Annotated in this window: 9 protein-coding genes and 3 tRNA genes; 5 read left to right on the top strand and 7 right to left on the bottom strand. The window is 67.3% G+C overall.

The window, feature by feature from the left end; all coding sequences use genetic code 11:
• Window positions 1–63 precede the first annotated feature (63 nt).
• The gene (locus AB0I98_RS04310) at window positions 64–1,518 is read right to left on the bottom strand and encodes an FGGY family carbohydrate kinase (RefSeq protein ID WP_362935043.1); all 1,455 of its coding nucleotides are present in this window, start codon (window positions 1,516–1,518) and stop codon (window positions 64–66) included.
• A gap of 163 nt (window positions 1,519–1,681) precedes the next feature.
• Window positions 1,682–1,981: a YtxH domain-containing protein gene (locus AB0I98_RS04305; RefSeq protein WP_362935040.1), complete on the bottom strand. Its 300-nt coding sequence runs from the start codon at window positions 1,979–1,981 to the stop codon at window positions 1,682–1,684.
• A gap of 156 nt (window positions 1,982–2,137) precedes the next feature.
• Between AB0I98_RS04305 and AB0I98_RS04300 the strand changes: the two genes are divergently transcribed.
• From AB0I98_RS04300 to AB0I98_RS04280, 5 genes are all read left to right on the top strand, one after another.
• A tRNA-Asn gene (locus AB0I98_RS04300) sits at window positions 2,138–2,210 on the top strand.
• A gap of 6 nt (window positions 2,211–2,216) precedes the next feature.
• Window positions 2,217–2,289: transfer RNA gene (locus tag AB0I98_RS04295), tRNA-Asn, on the top strand.
• A gap of 167 nt (window positions 2,290–2,456) precedes the next feature.
• Window positions 2,457–2,533, top strand: a tRNA-Ile gene (locus tag AB0I98_RS04290).
• Window positions 2,534–2,866: 333 nt separating this feature from the next.
• Window positions 2,867–3,100: a type II toxin-antitoxin system VapB family antitoxin gene (locus AB0I98_RS04285; RefSeq protein WP_362935037.1), complete on the top strand. Its 234-nt coding sequence runs from the start codon at window positions 2,867–2,869 to the stop codon at window positions 3,098–3,100.
• Complete coding sequence (locus tag AB0I98_RS04280; protein ID WP_362935035.1) at window positions 3,097–3,504, top strand: PIN domain nuclease; 408 nt, start codon at window positions 3,097–3,099, stop codon at window positions 3,502–3,504. Before AB0I98_RS04285 ends, AB0I98_RS04280 begins: the two co-directional genes overlap by 4 nt.
• A 58-nt stretch (window positions 3,505–3,562) precedes the next feature.
• Here the strand turns inward: AB0I98_RS04280 and AB0I98_RS04275 are convergent, their stop codons facing one another.
• From AB0I98_RS04275 to pglX, 5 genes are read right to left on the bottom strand one after another with little or no spacing between them, the layout of a single operon-like run.
• The gene (locus AB0I98_RS04275) at window positions 3,563–5,695 is read right to left on the bottom strand and encodes a DEAD/DEAH box helicase (RefSeq protein WP_362935032.1); all 2,133 of its coding nucleotides are present in this window, start codon (window positions 5,693–5,695) and stop codon (window positions 3,563–3,565) included.
• On the bottom strand, window positions 5,692–7,020 hold the full coding sequence (brxD, locus tag AB0I98_RS04270; RefSeq protein WP_362935029.1) for a BREX system ATP-binding protein BrxD: 1,329 nt from the start codon (window positions 7,018–7,020) through the stop codon (window positions 5,692–5,694). The genes AB0I98_RS04275 and brxD overlap by 4 nt, the downstream gene beginning before the upstream one ends.
• Window positions 7,017–9,788, bottom strand: a complete 2,772-nt coding sequence (gene pglZ / locus AB0I98_RS04265; protein WP_362935026.1) for a BREX-2 system phosphatase PglZ — start codon at window positions 9,786–9,788, stop codon at window positions 7,017–7,019. Before pglZ ends, brxD begins: the two co-directional genes overlap by 4 nt.
• Complete coding sequence (locus AB0I98_RS04260) at window positions 9,788–13,720, bottom strand: PglY protein (RefSeq protein WP_362935023.1); 3,933 nt, start codon at window positions 13,718–13,720, stop codon at window positions 9,788–9,790. Before AB0I98_RS04260 ends, pglZ begins: the two co-directional genes overlap by 1 nt.
• Window positions 13,713–17,411, bottom strand: a complete 3,699-nt coding sequence (gene pglX, locus AB0I98_RS04255) for a BREX-2 system adenine-specific DNA-methyltransferase PglX (RefSeq protein WP_362935719.1) — start codon at window positions 17,409–17,411, stop codon at window positions 13,713–13,715. The genes AB0I98_RS04260 and pglX overlap by 8 nt, the downstream gene beginning before the upstream one ends.
• Between the last annotated feature and the right edge of the window lie 5 nt (window positions 17,412–17,416).

Below are 17,416 nucleotides of genomic sequence, written 5' to 3'. Positions count from 1 at the left end.
CGACTCCTACCGGTCTCTTACGTTCCGCAAGGCCGGACTCACACCCGGAACACCCCGGGAGACTCACACCCGGAACGCCCCGGGATGCGTCTGCTCCCGCACCGACACGAACTGCTGCCGCACCGCCTGTCCCACCGCCAGTTCCTCGCCGGGCTCCAGGATCTGCGCGGCCGGTCCCTGCCAGGCCGGCGGAGTGCGCGGGTCGAGAGTGCCCTGCGACGTACCGAGCGCCCACGCCGCCTGCCGGGCCGCACCGATCGCCCCGTAGTCCGCGGGCTGCGGTACGACGACCTGCGCCCCGAACAGCGAAGGCGCCGCCGCCTGCACGGCGGGCAGCTCGGCAGCGGCCCCGAGCAGAAACACCCGCCGCACCTCGACCCCCCGCCCCCGCAGCACATCCAGCGCATCCGCCAGCCCGCACAGCATCCCCTCGAACGCCGCCCGCGCCAGATGCTCCGCCTTCATCGACTCCCGCCTGAGCCCCGCGAGCGTCCCCGCGGTGTGCGGCAGACTCGGCGTCCGCTCACCCTCCAAATAGGGGAGGAGTACGAGTCCATGGGCGCCCGGCGTCGACTTCATCGCCAGGTCGGACAGGCTCTCCAGGTCGGGCAGCCCGAGCAGTTCGGCGGTGCCGCGCAGGGTCCGTACGGCATTCAGGGTGGTGACGACCGGCAGGTGCATGCCGGTCGCGTCGGCCAGCGAGGTGATCATCCCGGTCTGGTCGACGAGCGCCCCGGGATGCACGGCCATCACCGACCCGGACGCACCCAGCGACACGACCGCGTCGCCGAGCCCGATCCCGAGCCCGAAGGCGGCGGCCATCGTCTCGCCGGTCCCGGCGGAGATCAGCAGCCCCTCCGGCGTCGTACCGGCCGCATCGGACGGCCCGATCACCTCGGGCAGCATCGCCTGATGCCCGAGCGCCAACTCGACGAGATCACCCCGGTAGGCCCCGGTGGCGGCGGACCAATACCCCGTCCCGGACGCCCCGCCGCGATCGGTCGTCCTGCGCACCGGCCGCCCCAGCAACTGCCACACCAGCCAGTCGTGCGCCTGCATCAGCACAGCGGTGCGTACGGCGTTCTCCGGCTCGGTCTTCGCCAGCCACCGCAGCTTGGTCACGGGCTGAGCGGCCTGCGGCACACACCCCACCGCCTGCGCCCACGCCTCACGCCCGCCGAGCGCGTCGATCAGATCGGCCGCCGCGACCTGCGCCCGCTTGTCACCCCCGACCATCGCCGGCCGCACGGTGTTGCCCTGCGGGTCCAGCGGCACCAGCGCGTTCTGCTGCGCCGACACACCGATGGCCTGCACGCCCTCAAGGAGACCGCCCCCTGCCGCCTCACCGAGGGACAGCAGCCAGGCCTGCGGATCGACGTCGGACGGCCGCGAGCCGCCTTCGGCGCCTTCGACCGGATGCGGGGCGTACCCCTGCCGGAGCACGGCTCCGGTGTCCGCGTCGCAGACGACGATGCGAGTGAAATCGGGCGCACTGTCCAGCCCGGCGACTATCCCCATGACACAAAATTCTGCCGCACCGTTCCACTGGGTGTGGCCATCGGCGCCGTAGGGGTGCGGGTGGTCTTGCTGGTGCGGGTGTGTTGTGGCTGGTCGCGCCCCGCGGCGGAGCCGCAGATCGATACAGCCCCGCGCCCCTTAGGTGCCTCGACTCGCCGCATGTTTACGTGTTGCTCGTGCCCCAGTCGTCCTCTACTGCGCCGTTGGTGTTGCGGTCGCGCAGGGCGCGGACCCGTTCGGCCACTGAGTCGGGGACGTGGACCTTCTCGGTGACTGTGTGGTAGGCCTTGCCGGCGAACTGGCGGCCCTGTTGGGCGGCTGATTCGGCGGTGTTGCGGACGGCGGGGTTCTGGGAGATCTGCTGGGCGGACTTCTTCAGCTGCTCGTAGCGCTCGCGTCCGGCCCGCGTGCCCAGCACGTAACCAAGAGTGAGTCCGGCGACGAACGTGAGCCGGTAGCGCATGGTGGCCACCCTTCCTTGACGAGTCCCTGGTGTCGGCGTCGGGCCGGGGGGAACCGATTGGCGGAGCACCCCCCTGCTTGCGCTAATGTATGTGTCGCAGCGAGCGCGCGCCCCCTGGCGAATACCCAGGGAGGTACGTTCGATGCAACGAGGCGATCCTCCGTAGCTCAATTGGCAGAGCAGCCGGCTGTTAACCGGCAGGTTACTGGTTCGAGTCCAGTCGGGGGAGCTTCGATCTTCCGTAGCTCAATTGGCAGAGCAGCCGGCTGTTAACCGGCAGGTTACTGGTTCGAGTCCAGTCGGGAGAGCAACCTGAAGAGGACCCCCTTGGGGTCCTTTTTCATGTCCGGTGGAACCGCCCAGGCCAGGCCGAAGTCCTCATGGGCGTGCGAAGTCGACCATCCGAGGCAGGAGATCGTATGAGCGGCTATGCTGCGGCAGACGGCGCGCACAAATGTGCGCGACACGCCGCTATGGGGCGGTAGCTCAGCCGGTTAGAGCAGCGGACTCATAATCCGTCGGCCGTGGGTTCGAGTCCCACCCGCCCCACCACTCGCTACGCGTGCAGAATCGATCTGACCAGCAACTTCGCTGGTCGGGGCGAGGGTGTGAGGGTCCTGGCGACCCCGCGGTGATCATGATTTCATGATCGTCTGGACAAATTTCTGGACGCTGATTCCGGTCAAGTCGGGCATGGCGCCTATGCGGTATTTCGTGTCGCCGTTGCGCAGGTCTCCGCCGGCTCGCCTCGTGGCGGGAAGCGGCCCATGGGAACGCCCCGACATCCAGCGCACTTCCCTCGCCTGCTCTGTTTGTGATCGATGGCTGCGTCCAATGTTGGTGATGTATCTTGGGTACATACATCGTGGATGTTGGAGGTGCAGGATGTCCGTCACGCAGATTGATCTCGACGACGAGGCGCTGGCCGAGGCCATGCGGCTCATGGGCGTCACGACGAAGAAGGAGACCGTCAACGCGGCCCTTCGGGACTATGTGGCGCGGATCAAGCGGCTTGAGGCTGCGGAGAAGCTGGCCGCGCGGGGTGCGCGTGGAGAGTTCGAGCAGGCCGCGGCGGCGCATGACGCGGAGAAGCATGCGCGACGCGAGGCCTTCGAGTGATCACGTATCTGGTGGACACCTCGGCTCTGTGGCACCTGTTTCGCACCCCAGGCGCGTTGCGCCCTTGGGAGGGGCACATTGCCGCCGGGGTGTTCCACCTCTGCGAGCCGACACGTGCCGAATTTCTCTACTCGGCAACCAGCCCGTCCCATCGGGATGAGCTCGCAGAGGAACTGGACGCGCTCTGCTTGCTCTCTCCGGTTCCGAAGAACGCCTGGCGTTGGGTCGACACCGCCCAGTACAAACTGACCCAGCGGGGCCAGCATCGGGCGGCTGGTGCGATCGATCTGTTGGTGTGTGCGACAGCTGTACACCATGGGCACACCGTTCTCCACGTGGACAACGACTTCGTGACGGTGGCCGGAGTGCTCAAGGAAGTTCAGCAGCGGGACGTACGAGCCTGATCTCCTGGAGCCGGTTCACGTTGTCGGCCTGTTGGCCCCTCGATGATCGATGCCCAAGTCACTGCCCCAGAACTGTGAACCTGGTCGGTCCTCTGAGCGCAGCTATTGCGCCGTCCAGATCCGCGAGCCGTGCGGCAAGGGTGGCCTCCGCGAGCCGGGTCGGCAGTGCGGCGTTGAACTTGAGGCCGTTCAGCGCACGCGCATCCACTGCCGGAAGGCACAGCTGATCGGCGGCCTCCGAAATGACCTTCCTCCATTCTGTGGGCGTCACGTCCTCGCGAAGTCGGATGCAGGTGTCTGTCGGCCTCTGGAGGGGATCGGCGATCGTGGTGAGTGTCGCGGTCAGGGTGGCGTTGGCCCGGTAGCCGGCCCAGGTCCACCAGCGCACACTGGTGTCGCGCCCGCCCCTTACGACCACCGTCCCGTCGGGGTGGACCAGTTCCGAGTTGCTCTCGCGTGCCTGGGTGAGCGCGGCCTTGGCGCGCCCGGTGAGGGTGACCGGTGGGTCGACGCCGAGGAGCACTTCCCGTGCCGCGCGCGTCAGTTCGTACGAGGCGGTCCGGCCGGAACCTGCTCCTCCCCAGCGCGCCTTGCCGCCGCCGTCGACCGGTTCGACGAAGCATCGCCGCCGGGACCAGTCGATGTACGTCACCTGCCAGCTCTGTCCGGCGAGGAGCAGGCGCCGAGGACCCGCCACCTCTTCGGTCAGCAGCGCGGGATTGGTCGTGCCGATCTCGGTACGGCCCGAGAGCACCGTGAATTCCGGAGCTGCGGTGAACACCGCGGTGAGGTCCATGAAGTGCCGGTAGCCGAAGCGGCGTTCCGCCTCGGGGCCGATGAACAGCATCCCTCCGTCCCGGTCCAGGAACCCCTCCTCGATCAGGTGGCGCACGATGGGCTCGGCCGAAGTTCCGAAGGGGCCGAGCCCTCCCCACCATTCCTGCCACAGTCGGTCCCCGACCCGATGCTCCTGCAGGCAGAGGGCCAGTACTTGTTGGGCGACGATGTGCCGAGGCTCCGGCGGGGCCACCACTGGCTCCACCCAGCCGCGCGACCACAGAAGCAGCAGGGCTGCCGTGCCGATCAGTCCGTCCTCGTCGACGGTGAGGAACAGGCAGTTGCGGGTGGAACCCGGCCGCCGGCCGGTACGGCCAAGACGCTGAAGGAAGGAAGCCACGGTGGCGGGTGCGTCGATCTGGATGACGCGGTCCAAGTCGCCTACGTCGATGCCGAGTTCGAGGGTGCTGGTGGAGACGATCACGCAGTCGCGTGCTTCGGCGAAGGCTTCCTCTGCCCGCCGCCGTTCATCCACTGACAGGGATGCGTGGGACAGGAAAGTGGTCACGCCCTTGGCCCGCAGGCTCTCTCCGAGCTTCTCGACCTGTCGGCGCGATTCGCAGAACACGAGCCGCTTCTCGCCGCGGTGCAGGGCAGCGATCACCGTGGCCGCGTTCTCCAGGGAGCCCACATAGTCGACCTGGATGTCGCCGGGCGGCGGCAGTACAGGGGATTCCTCGCGCAGGTGCGGGGCGACGACCCGCGCCGCGCGGTGCCCGCTCCCTGATCCCTGCAGCCAGGTGAGCAGGTGATCCGGGTTACCCACCGTCGCGGAAAGCCCGATGCGTTGTACCGGTCGTCCCACGATCCGTTGAAGGCGTTCGAGCACGGCCAGCAGGTGCCATCCCCGGTCGTCCCCCGCGAAGGCGTGCACCTCGTCGACGACGATGGCCTGCAGTCCTGAGAAGAACGCCCGGTGATCGACATTGGTGCTGACGAGCATCGCTTCCAACGACTCCGGAGTGGTCAGTAGTACGTCCGGCCGGCCCCGCAGGATCTTCTTGCGGCGCGGCTGCGACACGTCTCCGTGCCACAGGGCGGCGGTCCGCCCCAGCCAGGAGGTGTACGTCTCCAGGCGCGGCAGAAGGTTGTTCAGCAGCGCCTTCAGTGGACAGACATACAGCACCGAGGTGCCGGTCCAGTTCTCCTGCGCCATCTTCGAAAGCAGCGGGAAGGAGGCGGCCTCGGTCTTTCCGCCGGCGGTCGGGGCCAGAAGAACAGCGTCCGAGCCGTCGAGCAGCGGCTCGATGGCCTCCTCCTGGAGAGGACGGAGCTCGGGCCATCCCAGGGTGTTGACGATGTGATGGACCAGTCCGGGATGTAACCGGTCGAGCGGTTCGGGGGCGCCGGTCATGGCAGCTCCAGCTCGATTTCGTCGGCGCTGTCTGCTGCCGCGTTGCGCTCGACCTCGCTCAGCTCAGTGGCGTTCACTGTCAGCGCGTAGTGCTTGCGTGGGTCGAAGTCGTCGAATTCGTCGACCCGGTCCAGTACGTCCGCGACCAGCTTGCGCAGGAACAGCCGTGGGGCGATCCCGGCCCGCCCGCCGAGCTTGCCCGTCATGGCGGTGGCCAGCTCGGCGACGTATGCGTCATCGACCCGTGCCGCGATGCGCTCAGGGTGCTTGGCCGCGCCCGCGTACAAGTTCCTTACGGAACAGCCGAGTTCGCCGAGTCGTACGAGATCGAAGCCGGTCAGCCGCAGCTGGACCGCCCGCGGTGAATCGAAGCGCGGATCGGTCGAGAAGTCCGTCGTCAGCCGCTGGGCGAGTGGCGGGAGCCGCTGTATGCCCTGCTGTCCGTCGTAGAAAGCGGGGGTGCCGGTGATCACCAGGAAGAGTCCGGGAAAGCGGCCCGCGTCGATCTCGTCGAGAAGCTGACGCAGTGCGTTCAGCCCCTTCTCACGTACGTCGCCCCGGACCCGCTGCAAGGTCTCGATCTCGTCCAGGACCACCAAGAGCCCGGGATGCCCGCAGTCCTTCAGTACGGTGAGCAGACCCTGGAGGAAGCCGAGCGCCGCGAAGTGGTCCAGGTCTCCGCGTACTCCTGCGGTTCGTCGTGCGGAGGCGGCCACCGACTTCTGGCCGCCGAGCCAGGCGATCACAGCCTCGGCGGTCGCCGAATCCCCGGCAAGCGTGGCCTTGCGGTAACCGCGCAGAGCTGCTGAGAACGCCGGCGTGGTCCGGGCGACCGCACGCAGACGTGTCTCCAGCAGGTCCTCGACCGCCTCCTCTAACGCCTCGTTGTCCTCGGCGAGTTCGGGATGCGCCTCGTCCACCTCTTGCTCAAGGGTGTAGAACCATCCGTCGACCACCGAACGCAGCGCACTGGCCGGTTCGGTCGCGGTGGTCAGCCGCTCGGTGAGCCGACGGTAGACGGTCTCCAGCTTGTGCAGCGGGGTTTCCGTCTCAGAGATCTGGATCTCGGCGGTGGCGAGCCCGGACCGCTTGGCCCGTTCGGCGAGCCAGCGTGCGAAGAACGTCTTGCCGGACCCGTACTCTCCGCGGATCGCGTGGAAGGACGCGCCGCCCGACGCGATCGTGGAGATCCGCTCATCCAACGCGGGCGTGAAACGGTCCAGACCGACCGCGAACAGGTCGAGTCCCGACTGTGGCACGGTCCCGCGCCGCAACGCGTCGATGACCTCGCGGCGGCGGGCCGCGCTGACGGATGCGGCGCTCACACGCTCTCCTGGGACAGCTCGAACTGCTCACGCAGCGTCTCACGGTTGAGCCGGACCCTGGTCCGGGAGTCGATGAGGCTGATGACCTCGTAGCCCTCGATGTTCAACAGCCGGGTCAGCACGGTCACAAGGCCCTCGGTTCGGGTGTTCGTACGGCCACCCGAACCGAGGGCGGCCGCGGCGACCGCCGCGAGCGAGAGCGTGCCGCCCGCGTGGTCGAGCGCGTCGATGACGGCGGCCACCACCTTGTGCTCCGGCGGCTTGCGGACGAACTTGCGCTGATGCTTGTAGACGGTGGTGTCGAGGACCCGCTGACCGAGCGTGAGCACGGACGGTTCCGCCGGTGGGGTGGTGGCGGGCACCTCGACCGCGTCGTCGGCAAAGAGCTCACCTTCCTGCGGCCGTGGCTTCGGCTTGACCTTCGCTGCCCTCTTCGCAGGCTTGACAGGGATGGGCACCGGCAAGGATGTGGCCTCCGCCTCCCACCACGACGGCTGTACGGTTTCGCGTGGCAGCTCGCGCCACTCCGCGGGTGCCAGCTCTGCCGACGGCGCCAGGACCAGCACCGGCACCGTCATCTCGGCGAGCGCAGCACCGCCGTGGTACCCGGACTTGCGCGGGGTGTAGCGGATCTCCTCCGACCAGGGCATGGTGACCCGGCCGCCGTTCTCCAGCACCCGGGGCCCGGAAAGCGAGACCTCGCCTTCACCGACCTCCGGCCCTGTACGCCAGCGGGCCGACTCCACGCCCTCGGCGGTCGACGGCCCGGCCTCGGCTCCTGTTCGGTCCAGCACATGCCCGTGGTCGGACACCAGTACCACCGGACGCCCTTGCCCACGCGCGGAATTGAGGAGCTCGGTGAGGTACTTCACCCGGCTCACCGACCAGTCGGCGAGTGTGCTCCGCTGCCCGTGATCGAGACTCTCGCCGATCGTGCTCAATACGACGCCGACCACGTCGTCCGAGGCGATCGCTGCGACCAGCCTCGGGTCGAGCAACTGCCCGGGCGGTCCAGGGATTTCGTTCTTGTGGAAGAGGACCGCCGTATGCCGGTGCTGTTTCCAGAAGTCGGCGAACCCCTCCTTCTCCACGCTCTGACCGCCCGAAACCGGCCGTCCGCACAACAAGGTCGCCCGGCTGATCGCCGTGACCGAAGGGACCATCGCGACAGCTGCAGACCGGCGTCCGTCGCCGGACAGTTCACTCCATCGTCCCGCCCCGGTCAGCTCCTCGCCGAGTTGGGCCGCGACCGCGCTGCTCATCCCGTCCAGGACGAGCACCAGCGGCGGCCGCATCTTCGCCAGCGGCAGTGCGATCGTCCGAAGGACATCCTCAACGAGCAGCGCCCCACCGGACTGCGCGGCGGTGGCGCGCTTGACCCACGGACCGAGTCGAGCCGCGAAAGCCTCGTCGAGCAGCGCCCGCCGCCCTCGCACCGCGTCGTGCACCGCACGATACGCCAGCGCCAGCGCGGGACCGGCCTCACCGCCGCCCACCCATAGCTGTGCGAGTGCCCGGTCCACCCACCCCCAGTCGGCCACATGCGTACGCACAGCCTGACCGACCGAGGACACGGCCGGTTCCGGCGTGTCCAGCCAGCGCCGCAGCCGTACCGCCATGCGCGCGAGCTCGACCTGCTTCGGGTAGAGGACGGCGGCGAGTTGATGCTCCGCCACATGCTCCCAGGCGGCTTGAGCGGCCTGCGGCCCTTTGGACAGGGCGTCGGCCAGCCTGCTCAGCCGCGCCTGGAAGCTGGATGGCAGGAAGGGGTTGCCGGCCAGCGCGGCGGTCAGATGGGCCTCGTCTGCCAGCCGGTCCGCCTGGTGCAGCACGTCGACAACCCGCTGCAGGGCCTCCTCGCTCTGGGGTCCCCGGCCCGATGCCTCGCCGATCCAGCGGGTCAGGGTGCCTTCCACCGCCCGCGCGTAGGCGCGCAGTTCGGAGGGCCGGGATCCCCGCCCGAACACCGAGCCCAGTGCGACAGCCGCATCGGCCGATGCCGTGTCCCCGGTCATGACGGACGCCAGCACACCCAGTGCGGTGGCCTCGGCCCCCCGCCCCTGGAGTGCGAGCCGCAGGAGCACAGGCGCAGCCTCGCCCGCACTCTGCGCCAGCCATTCGGTGATGCCCCGGCGTTCGGCCTCCGACAGCGCGGCGAGGCGCTCGGGACCGCCCGGTGTACGGGACCAGGCCAGCAGCGCGTCGACGTCCACCGACGCCCCGCCCTCGAAGAGGCCCTCAAGCCCGAGCCGCACCCCGACCAGCGCACGCATCGCCGCGTCCAGGGTGAGCACGGCGCCGTGCTGCGGCCAGCCGCCCCGCGCCGCATCAGGCTCGGCGTCGATCAGCGCGGCCGGCAACCACAGCCACGGATCTCGCCGCATGCGCGGGTCGAGGTCGGAGGCGCCGAAGAGCTGCTTGACGATATCGGCCTCGTCTACGGCGATGATCTGCGAGCGCACCATCTCACCCAACAGATCGAGACTGATCCGTTCCCCCGGCACATCCGTGGTGACCACCAGCAAGTCCGCATCCTCGGTGGCCAGATGGGCTTGCCAAGCGTCGGTGAGTCCGAGTACCGAGGTGGTATGGGCGACCCGGACCTTGCGCCGTGTCCCGTCGCCGACCGGCACACTGAACTCTTCGGGTCCACCCGCCGCGTACTTCCCGTGCACCAGCAGCAGTCGCCGACCCTTGGTGCGGGTCAGCCGGGTGGTGAGCAGCCCGGTGATGACCCGCTGGTCGAGTTCGGGCACGAGGGCTCCCATCAGTGATCACCTTCCGGCAGGCTCAAGCCGTGCCCCTCGTCGGCCTGCACCACCTGCCATTTGATCTCGATCTCGACGTCCGGATGCGCGGCGGCGTAGTCGCGAATCTCGTCTTGTACGTCTGTGAGGGCCCGGTTGAGTGCGTGTTCCTGTACGCGCCCGCCCTCCGCGGCCTTCACCCGCCGCGAGCGACGAGAGGCCGTCGCCGCAGTGGTCGGCGGGGAGGGCAGTGGTGGCTGGTAGTCCGTGGTCGGGCTGATACCGCTGTGACCGGTACTGGAACCGGGGGAGTTCACCTCGGGCGTGACGGTCAGCGGCGACGCGGGCGGGAGCGGAGACGGAGGCGACACAGGCGCGACGGTGCTCAGCCGGGCTGCCTCGCTTATCAGAGCCACCGCTTGACCGCGGGCCCCGTTGAGGACCGGCTTCAGGCTGGTGTCGTACTCATTCTTCGATGCGGCGTCCGCGATCTCCGCGAGCAGTCGCTCGGACCGGTCGGCGAGGCCGTCCCCGCGGTCGGTGTACTTCCGTACGCTGTCGATCAGTTCCCAGTCGGTGCTCTCCAGCGCGTCCAGCACTTCCTGGGCCGAGGAGATCACCTTGCCCAGTTCGAAGTACGTGCTCTCATACGTTGCAGCCGCCAGGTCCCGGGCGAGCGGTGTCGCCTCCGGAGTCTGCTTGATCCGCGCGAGGAGGTCGGCCGCGTCCCGCACCGCCTGCTCGCGAGCCGTCGGCGCCTCGCCGGTGATGCCGAGGGCAGAACGGTAGCGGGCCAGCGCCCGCCGCAGCCCGTTGACGGCCTTCTCGCGCGCCTCCGCTTTGGTGCGGACATCCGCCGCGAGCGCGTTGACGTTGCGGGTGTACAGCACCGTCGGCACGCTCGTGCCGAACAGCGCCGCGGCCCGCTCGTGCGCCCTGGTGTACTCCTCCTCGCTCGGCCGTTCCTGTGCCCGCAGCGCCCAGCCAGGGCCTATCTGGTCCAGCGCAGGCGCCTTTTCGACCTTGCCGTTGTAGACCCAGGAACGGTCCGCGAGAAGGGCGTACGTCGCGATCACCAGATTGGAGACCAGCCTGTCCAGCCCCGTCCAGCCCAACTCGGCGATCCAGATGCGGATGTCCTCGACCCGGAAGTCGCCCTTCGCGCCATGCTTGCCCGCCTGTTGGTCGATGTGACGGCGCCAGTCCGTGGAGACGTTCAGCGGCCCGTCGTGCACTTCGCCCAGCTCCAGCGGGTGCACGATCCGCGCCACATCGCCGAGGTCTCGGCTGTCGACGACGACTCGGCGCGAGCTGTCGTCCATGGCCTTGACGATCCAGCCGTATGCCATCTTGAACTTCGCGGCGGTGACCGGCTTGCGGCTTTCCTGACGGTCGAAGTTCGGATGCTTGGGATACATCGCGTCCAGCAGCCCGTCGGCGAGCTTCAGCAGGTTGTACTCGAAGGTCCCGCCGCCCTGAAGCTGCGGACTGTGCCCGGCGTACAGCGCGTGGACGTGCTTGCCCTCGGTGACCTGGGCGCCTAGGTCACTCTCGTTGGCCCTGGCGATCCCGTACGCCTGATGCAGCACCTGCCCCAGCTGTGCGACGAGAGTTTCGCGCTGTGCCTCCAACTGATGCCGCACCCGTACCTGGTCGTCAGAGCCGAGATGAGTCGCGAAGTCCTTCAAGCGGTCACGATCGAGCAGATAGTTGATCTTCAGTAGGCGGCCGAGCTGGGTACCCCGCTGGCTGGAGATGAAGGACGGCAGCCAGACGACGGTCGCCGCGTCCGGCTTCTCCCGCTGCAGGCGGTAGACCCGGTTTTCGTCTGCGCTGGGTGTGCCCTTCTCGTCCTCGTCGAAGGGGTAGTCGATGACCAAGCGGATCCGGTCAGGAGTGGACGGATCGAACTGCGCGTCGGGCAGGATCTGAGGATCGCGTACGTTCTCGAAGACGAACTCCGCGGTCCGGCGCGTTCCGTGCCAGACGATCTCACGGTCGGCGACGAGCGTGCCGTTGTCGGCGATCTTCAACTCCCGCCACAGCCACTCCTGCACCCACCGCTTGCGTGCCCCGAGGGTGTCCTTCTCGCCGACGCTGTCCAGGATCGGCTCCACATCCAGATCGGACAGATGCAGCGTGAACACCGGGTCCAGGGCATGTCCGTCGCTGCGCAGCTCTCCGGGGAACTGCGCCTGGAGCTCCTGCATCCGCCTGACCACGATCCGGTCCTCCTGGCCGGTACGCGAGCGGATCGACCCGTGGTTCAGCGCGTTCAGCCGCGGCCCGGTCAGCCGGGCGAGAGCCGGCACTTCGGGTGCGAGGTAGGCGAGCAGCATCGTCTTGACGAAGCGTTCGTCGGCCTTGTACTTGGTGTCTTCGGCGGACCCGTACTTCTCCAGCAAGTGGTCCTTCACCTTGCCGTGGAAGCGCGTCGCCGCCTCGGCCTCACTGCGCAGCCGGTCGGTGAACGCCTCTCCCATCCCCTCGGCCAGTACGTCCCACAGGTCGCCCAGCGGGATCAACTCGCCGACCTTCATGTCCTCGCGCCGCTGGTAGAGCATCTGCTGGAGCAGCTTGAGACCGGTGCGCTCGCGCTGGAGCGCGCCGGAGAGCGCGACCAGGACGTTGAGGAGGACGGGCGAGACCGGGTAGAGCGCCTTGAAGTCCTTCCAGTCGGCGTGGGTGACGCCATTGGCGTCGAGGAGCACGTCACGAACCGACTGGTTCGAGGTCTCGATCCGGGCGAAGGCGGCTTCGAGAGCGGCCTTCGCTGCGTCGTCCTTGGGCTTGAGGACGCGCTCCTTGATGATCTCGGGGAGGTTGCGGTCCTCCAGACTGATCGGGTCGATACGCCCTGCCAGGTACTTGACCTGCTGTTCAAGGTTCTTGGCCTCGGCGCCGACGGCGTCCGAACCGATCAGCTCGGACAGGTCGCGCTGGCGGGATATGAAGGAGATGACTGGCAGCGCGCGGCCGCCCGTGCCCGACTCGATCAGTTTGACCAGCTTGTTGACCTCGTCATTGACGAAGGTCCGCTCACGCAGGTGAGCCTGGAGCCAAAGGATCAGCTCGTCGAGGAAGAGGACGAGACCGTCGTAGCCGAGGGACTTGGCGTGCCGGCTGATGATGTCCAGGCCGTTCTCCAGCGGCAGGAAAGCGTTCTTGGCGCCGAGAGCGCCACGGGAGTACGAGGAGTACGGACCGGACAGCAGCGCGGACGCCAGCCACTCGCGGACCTTCGGATCGGGGGAGGCGGCGAGGGCTTGGTCGAGGAGAGCCGGGGACCAGGTCTCCGGGGCCTCCTGGACGTCGAGGTCGACCAGGTCGTCCTCGTCGTCGGCTTCTGGGGTCTGCTGGGCGGGTGTCTCCTCCTCCTTGGGCAGCGCGGGATTGCCGAGCCAGCGGACGAACTGCTCGTCGTCGGCGAAGAACTCCCGCTGGCGGCGGGCGTCGTCGAACATCGCGTCAGCCCGGTAGACCGGCGGCACGGGTGCGTCCGGGTGTAACTCCCGGACTGTACGGACATAGCCGCCGAGGATCGCCGAGTCGAGATCGGTCGCGCCGACCAGGTGGAACGGCACCATCAGGAACTTCCGGTTCCGTAGCCATGCGTCGTGATCCGCGATGATCGTCTGGAGCGTGGGTTTGGCGCGAGCAGCCGGGTCGTTCGAGAGGATCGCGTGCAGCACGGTCATGAAGTGGCTCTTGCCGGAGCCGAAGGAGCCGTGCAGATAGGCGGCGTCGGACGTCCCCGCCCGTACGGACGCTTCGACGATCTTCAGGGCGCGGCGCAGTGCCTGTTCCAGCTGCGGGGTGACTACGTATTCGGCCACGCGCTTGGCGGTCTCGTCGAAGCCCCCGGACAGCTCGATCTTGAACGACCCGGCACGGACCACCTCGGACAGGTCCAGTACGTCGCGGAGATAGAGCTCGCCGCCGCTGCTACTCATGGTCTTCCACCATCTTCGTCGTGCCCGTTGTCTTCGTCTGTGTTGCCGTGGCTGTCGTCTTACGCGCTCGGGCCTTCACCGGACGCCAGTCGCTGAGCGAGCTCGGGGTGAGTTGTGCGCTCGCCAACTCCCCGTCCAGGAAACTCTGGAACTCCTCGGCTGCAGACTCCTCGCCCCACTCCTCGTCGACCTCCCCGAACCATTGCCGTAGCCACGGCAGGAGCTCCGCGATCCCGGAGAGCAGCGGTACGAGCCGCTCGGCCGACCAGTCCTGCTGCTTGCGGCGCTCGCTGACGATGTTCAGCAGGGCGGTCGCCTGGTCCCGCTGGTCCCAGCCCGCCCAGCCGAGGAGGAGGGTCGGGTCGGAGTCGGGGTTCGCGTCCGGGTAGGACACGAAACGCTCCTTGGGAACGTCGAGTTTTCCGCGGTTCGACCAGTACGACTGCTTGGCGAAGTCCGCGGAGGTGTACTTCGGCGGTACGGGTATGTCGAGCCGCTCCCCGGTACGGTCCTCCTCGCGCTGCAGCTCCCATACGGCCTCCCACTGCGCACGCTTGCGCAGGCCGGTGTCCTTGTAGCGGTACGCGGCGAGGTAGGGGACGTGCTCGGCGTCGACTACGTCTGCCAGGACCTGGGTGAGGGAGAGGTTCGGCTTGCCGAGGTGGGTGGCGTAGAGGTGGGCCGTGTTGAGGATCGCTTTCGCATCGGGCAGCTTTTCGAGTTCGTCGGCGAGCTGAGCGATGGTGAGAGTGCGGGGCTGCACGAAGTCGTTTAGGACGTGGAACCAGAGGGTTTTGTCCTCGCAGCGGTCGAGTAACCAGGCGCGGAGCGCGGCCCTTTCGCGCTTCTCCCAGGGGTCGGTGGCCCAACGACGCTTGCACTCGGGGCGCTCGATGAGCGCGAGGTCGCGGCGGGCGGAGATGGTGTCGATACGGGCCTGGACGATGGCCTGGTACCAGTCCGGCCAGTGGGCTGGGATTTTGGTGACGGGGGTGGAGTTGTGCCGGTTGAACCAAGCGGTCTCTAACTCCCCGGCGTCCTGCTTGCGCGCGAGGACGATCTCGAACGCTCGCTCCCCGAGCTTGACTTGGGGGATGGGGGTGGGTGCGGGGGAGGGGGCGGTGAGGCGGGCCTTCTCGGCGTCGGTGAGGAGTCCGTAGGAGTGGTAGACCTCCCAGTCGAGCTCCTCCTGGAGCGCGATCATGTGCTGGCGGGTACGGGTCCAGGAGTCGTGGGCGGTGTCGAGACGGGAGCGGGTGGGCGGCTCGGCGGCGGCGCAGATGGCGGAAGGCTCGTAGGTGGCGAGCTCCTGGGCGAGGGTGTCGAGGGAGCGGCTGAGTGGGACGGGGAGCCGGGCGGGGAGGGGGAACTCCTGAAGCTTGGTGCCGGTGAACTCGTAGCGCTCTTCCCATGCCTCGTCCTGGTGGCCCCGGCCGAGGCCACTACCGCCCTTGCCTTGGCTGACCTGCTTGAGCCAGAAGCACGCCGACGACGAGTTGAGGACCCCTAAAAGAGGGATTGGTTCGCCGGTGTATTTTTCCTTTTGAAACTGAACTACTGGCGCATGCTGGTTGTGTAAAATAGAGCTCCTGCTAAGGGAGAAATGATTGTGCGTCGCCACGCAAGAGAAAGCAATGAGGACGTCATTAGCTTTGACGGTATTCGATAGCATGGCATATTCGTTCCATGCCATGTCCCTTTCCTCGCGTGTTTTGCCGAAGATCAGGCCGTTCCGTAGCTCGGTCCTGCAGGGCCAGTACGCTGGTGATGTGCGCAGGCGCTCTGCCTCGACATTCTCTGAGTAGGGCCACAGAGCATATCGAGTGGACGCTGACCAGTCTCGAATGTTGTCGCCTGCGGAAATTTCCTTGAACGGTGCCGACTCAGTCGCCCATTGGGGAGTCGGTCGATCGGCCATGAAAACGTCATTATTTCCGAGGACAGCGTGAACCTTCACTGAAATCCCCTCCTGTGAATCCAGTGGCTGGGTGCCGCGAGCCAGGATGGACATCAGGCTGCTCGCGCCCCCACCCGAAAGGCTCCATGGGTAGGATGAAAAGTTCACGCGATGGGAATCGGTTGAGCTAATCCATTCGGATTCACTGCCGGGTGCGCCAACCTGTTTGACGATCGCGACCCATACAAATCCCTTCTCGGCAACTTTAGGTTGGGCCGGCTCCCCTCGGACCCCCAGCACTGCCCGAACAGGCTCCTCCGGCCGCGGTACATGGTTCCGCCCCACCAGAATCACCGTCGGCGTGCCGTGCCCCGGAATATATGCCCCCGACGTGTCGATGACATGCGTCAGATGGACCTTGAGCCGGAAGAACTCCTCGATCAGTTTCTTGCCGAACTCCCGCTTCATGAAGGAGTTCGCCGTGATTTGCCCGACATATCCCGCGTCACGCTCTGACCCCGACGTTCGCACCGCCAGCTGGAACAGTCGCTCCGCGAACGGCACCGACAGGGCGTACTTACCTGAACAGGACTCATACACCCGGTAGTTGTGGTTTTCCTGCTTGTCCTTGACCGTGATGTACGGCGGGTTCCCCACGACCACGTGATAAGAGTCGCGCGTCAACAGATCGCAGCGTTCCGCGTACTTGTCGATGTCCTCAGGTCGGTAGAGGAAGGTCCCCAGAGTCTCGCCCAAAATGGAGAACATGGTCTCCGACTCGCGCTTTGGCGCACCGCGGCCATGGATCAGGGAATCCCCCACCGTTACGTTGACCGGGAACCCAGGGGCTGCATCGAGCCGCTTCGTGTCCGCAGCCTTCAGCGCGGCGATCATCAGCCGGAATCGGGAGATCGATACCGCGAACGGGTTCTTGTCGCAGCCGTGCACTGAATCCAGCGCACGCCGAATCAACGTCCAGTCGTCCGCTGCTTTGTCCACGGCCCGCCACTTCGCCAGCAGCCGCTCGAACAACCCCAGCAGAAAGTGCCCCGACCCACACGCCGGGTCGATGGTCCGTAACCTTGCTGGGAGTTCGCGAACACCACCGTGCCCGTCGCGGATCTCGACAATCGGCTCCAACCCGAATTCAGCCACCGCCGGCTCCAGTGTCAGATCGAGGATGAACTCCTCCACGAACACCGGGGTCTGGAGCAGCGCGTAGGTCTTCCGGGCGTGTTCGCTCAGGTCCTGGTACAGGTCGCCCAGGAAGCGCGTGTTCAGGGTCGGGTCTACGAAGGAGTGCACGATCTCTCCGTCCGCTCCCACCCGCCGCCAGAACTTCAACAGCCCCGTCGCCGCCTCGTACGACGGCTCGATCTCCCACAGCGGGTTGTGCGTCTGGTCGAAGAGGTCCGCGACCGTCGGGTTGGTGCCGGCCAGGTGATCGAACGCCTCGATGATCCAGTCGCGGTCGTTCTTCGCCGGGTTCGCGGCGAAGAATGCCGCGTCGTGGTCCTCAGCGTCCTTGAGACGCTCGCCGACACCTGCTAACCACGGGCGCGCGATCAGCCCGTTGTCCTCGCAGAAACGTACGAAGACGCACCCCAGCACCCACGCCACCGCGACCTGCGTGACCCGCTCGTCCCGCCAAGCCTCGTACGTGGCCGCCGTACGCCTGGCCTCGTAGGCTCTCTCGTACTCGGCGCCCAGCCGCTCCCGGTACAACTCCACCGAGTCGCTGCGCGCCCGTAAGTCATCCTCCAGGAGTGAGACCTGCTTGCGGAGGTCCTTCAGTAGAC

Origin of the sequence: Streptomyces sp. NPDC050211 (assembly GCF_040656035.1) — a bacterium.
Taxonomy (GTDB): Bacteria; Actinomycetota; Actinomycetes; order Streptomycetales; family Streptomycetaceae; genus Streptomyces.
Note: the sequence above shows the minus strand (reverse complement) of the source record. Positions and strands in the feature narration are given on the sequence as shown.

Bases quoted from the DNA above. Each gene is read 5' to 3' on its own strand.
- AB0I98_RS04305 (WP_362935040.1), bottom strand. From the start codon at position 1,981: ATGCGCTACCGGCTCACGTTCGTCGCCGGACTCACTCTTGGTTACGTG.
- AB0I98_RS04310 (WP_362935043.1), bottom strand. From the start codon at position 1,518: ATGGGGATAGTCGCCGGGCTGGACAGTGCGCCCGATTTCACTCGCATC.
- AB0I98_RS04285 (WP_362935037.1), top strand. From the start codon at position 2,867: ATGTCCGTCACGCAGATTGATCTCGACGACGAGGCGCTGGCCGAGGCC.
- pglZ (WP_362935026.1), bottom strand. From the start codon at position 9,788: ATGGGAGCCCTCGTGCCCGAACTCGACCAGCGGGTCATCACCGGGCTG.
- AB0I98_RS04260 (WP_362935023.1), bottom strand. From the start codon at position 13,720: ATGAGTAGCAGCGGCGGCGAGCTCTATCTCCGCGACGTACTGGACCTG.
- AB0I98_RS04275 (WP_362935032.1), bottom strand. From the start codon at position 5,695: ATGACCGGCGCCCCCGAACCGCTCGACCGGTTACATCCCGGACTGGTC.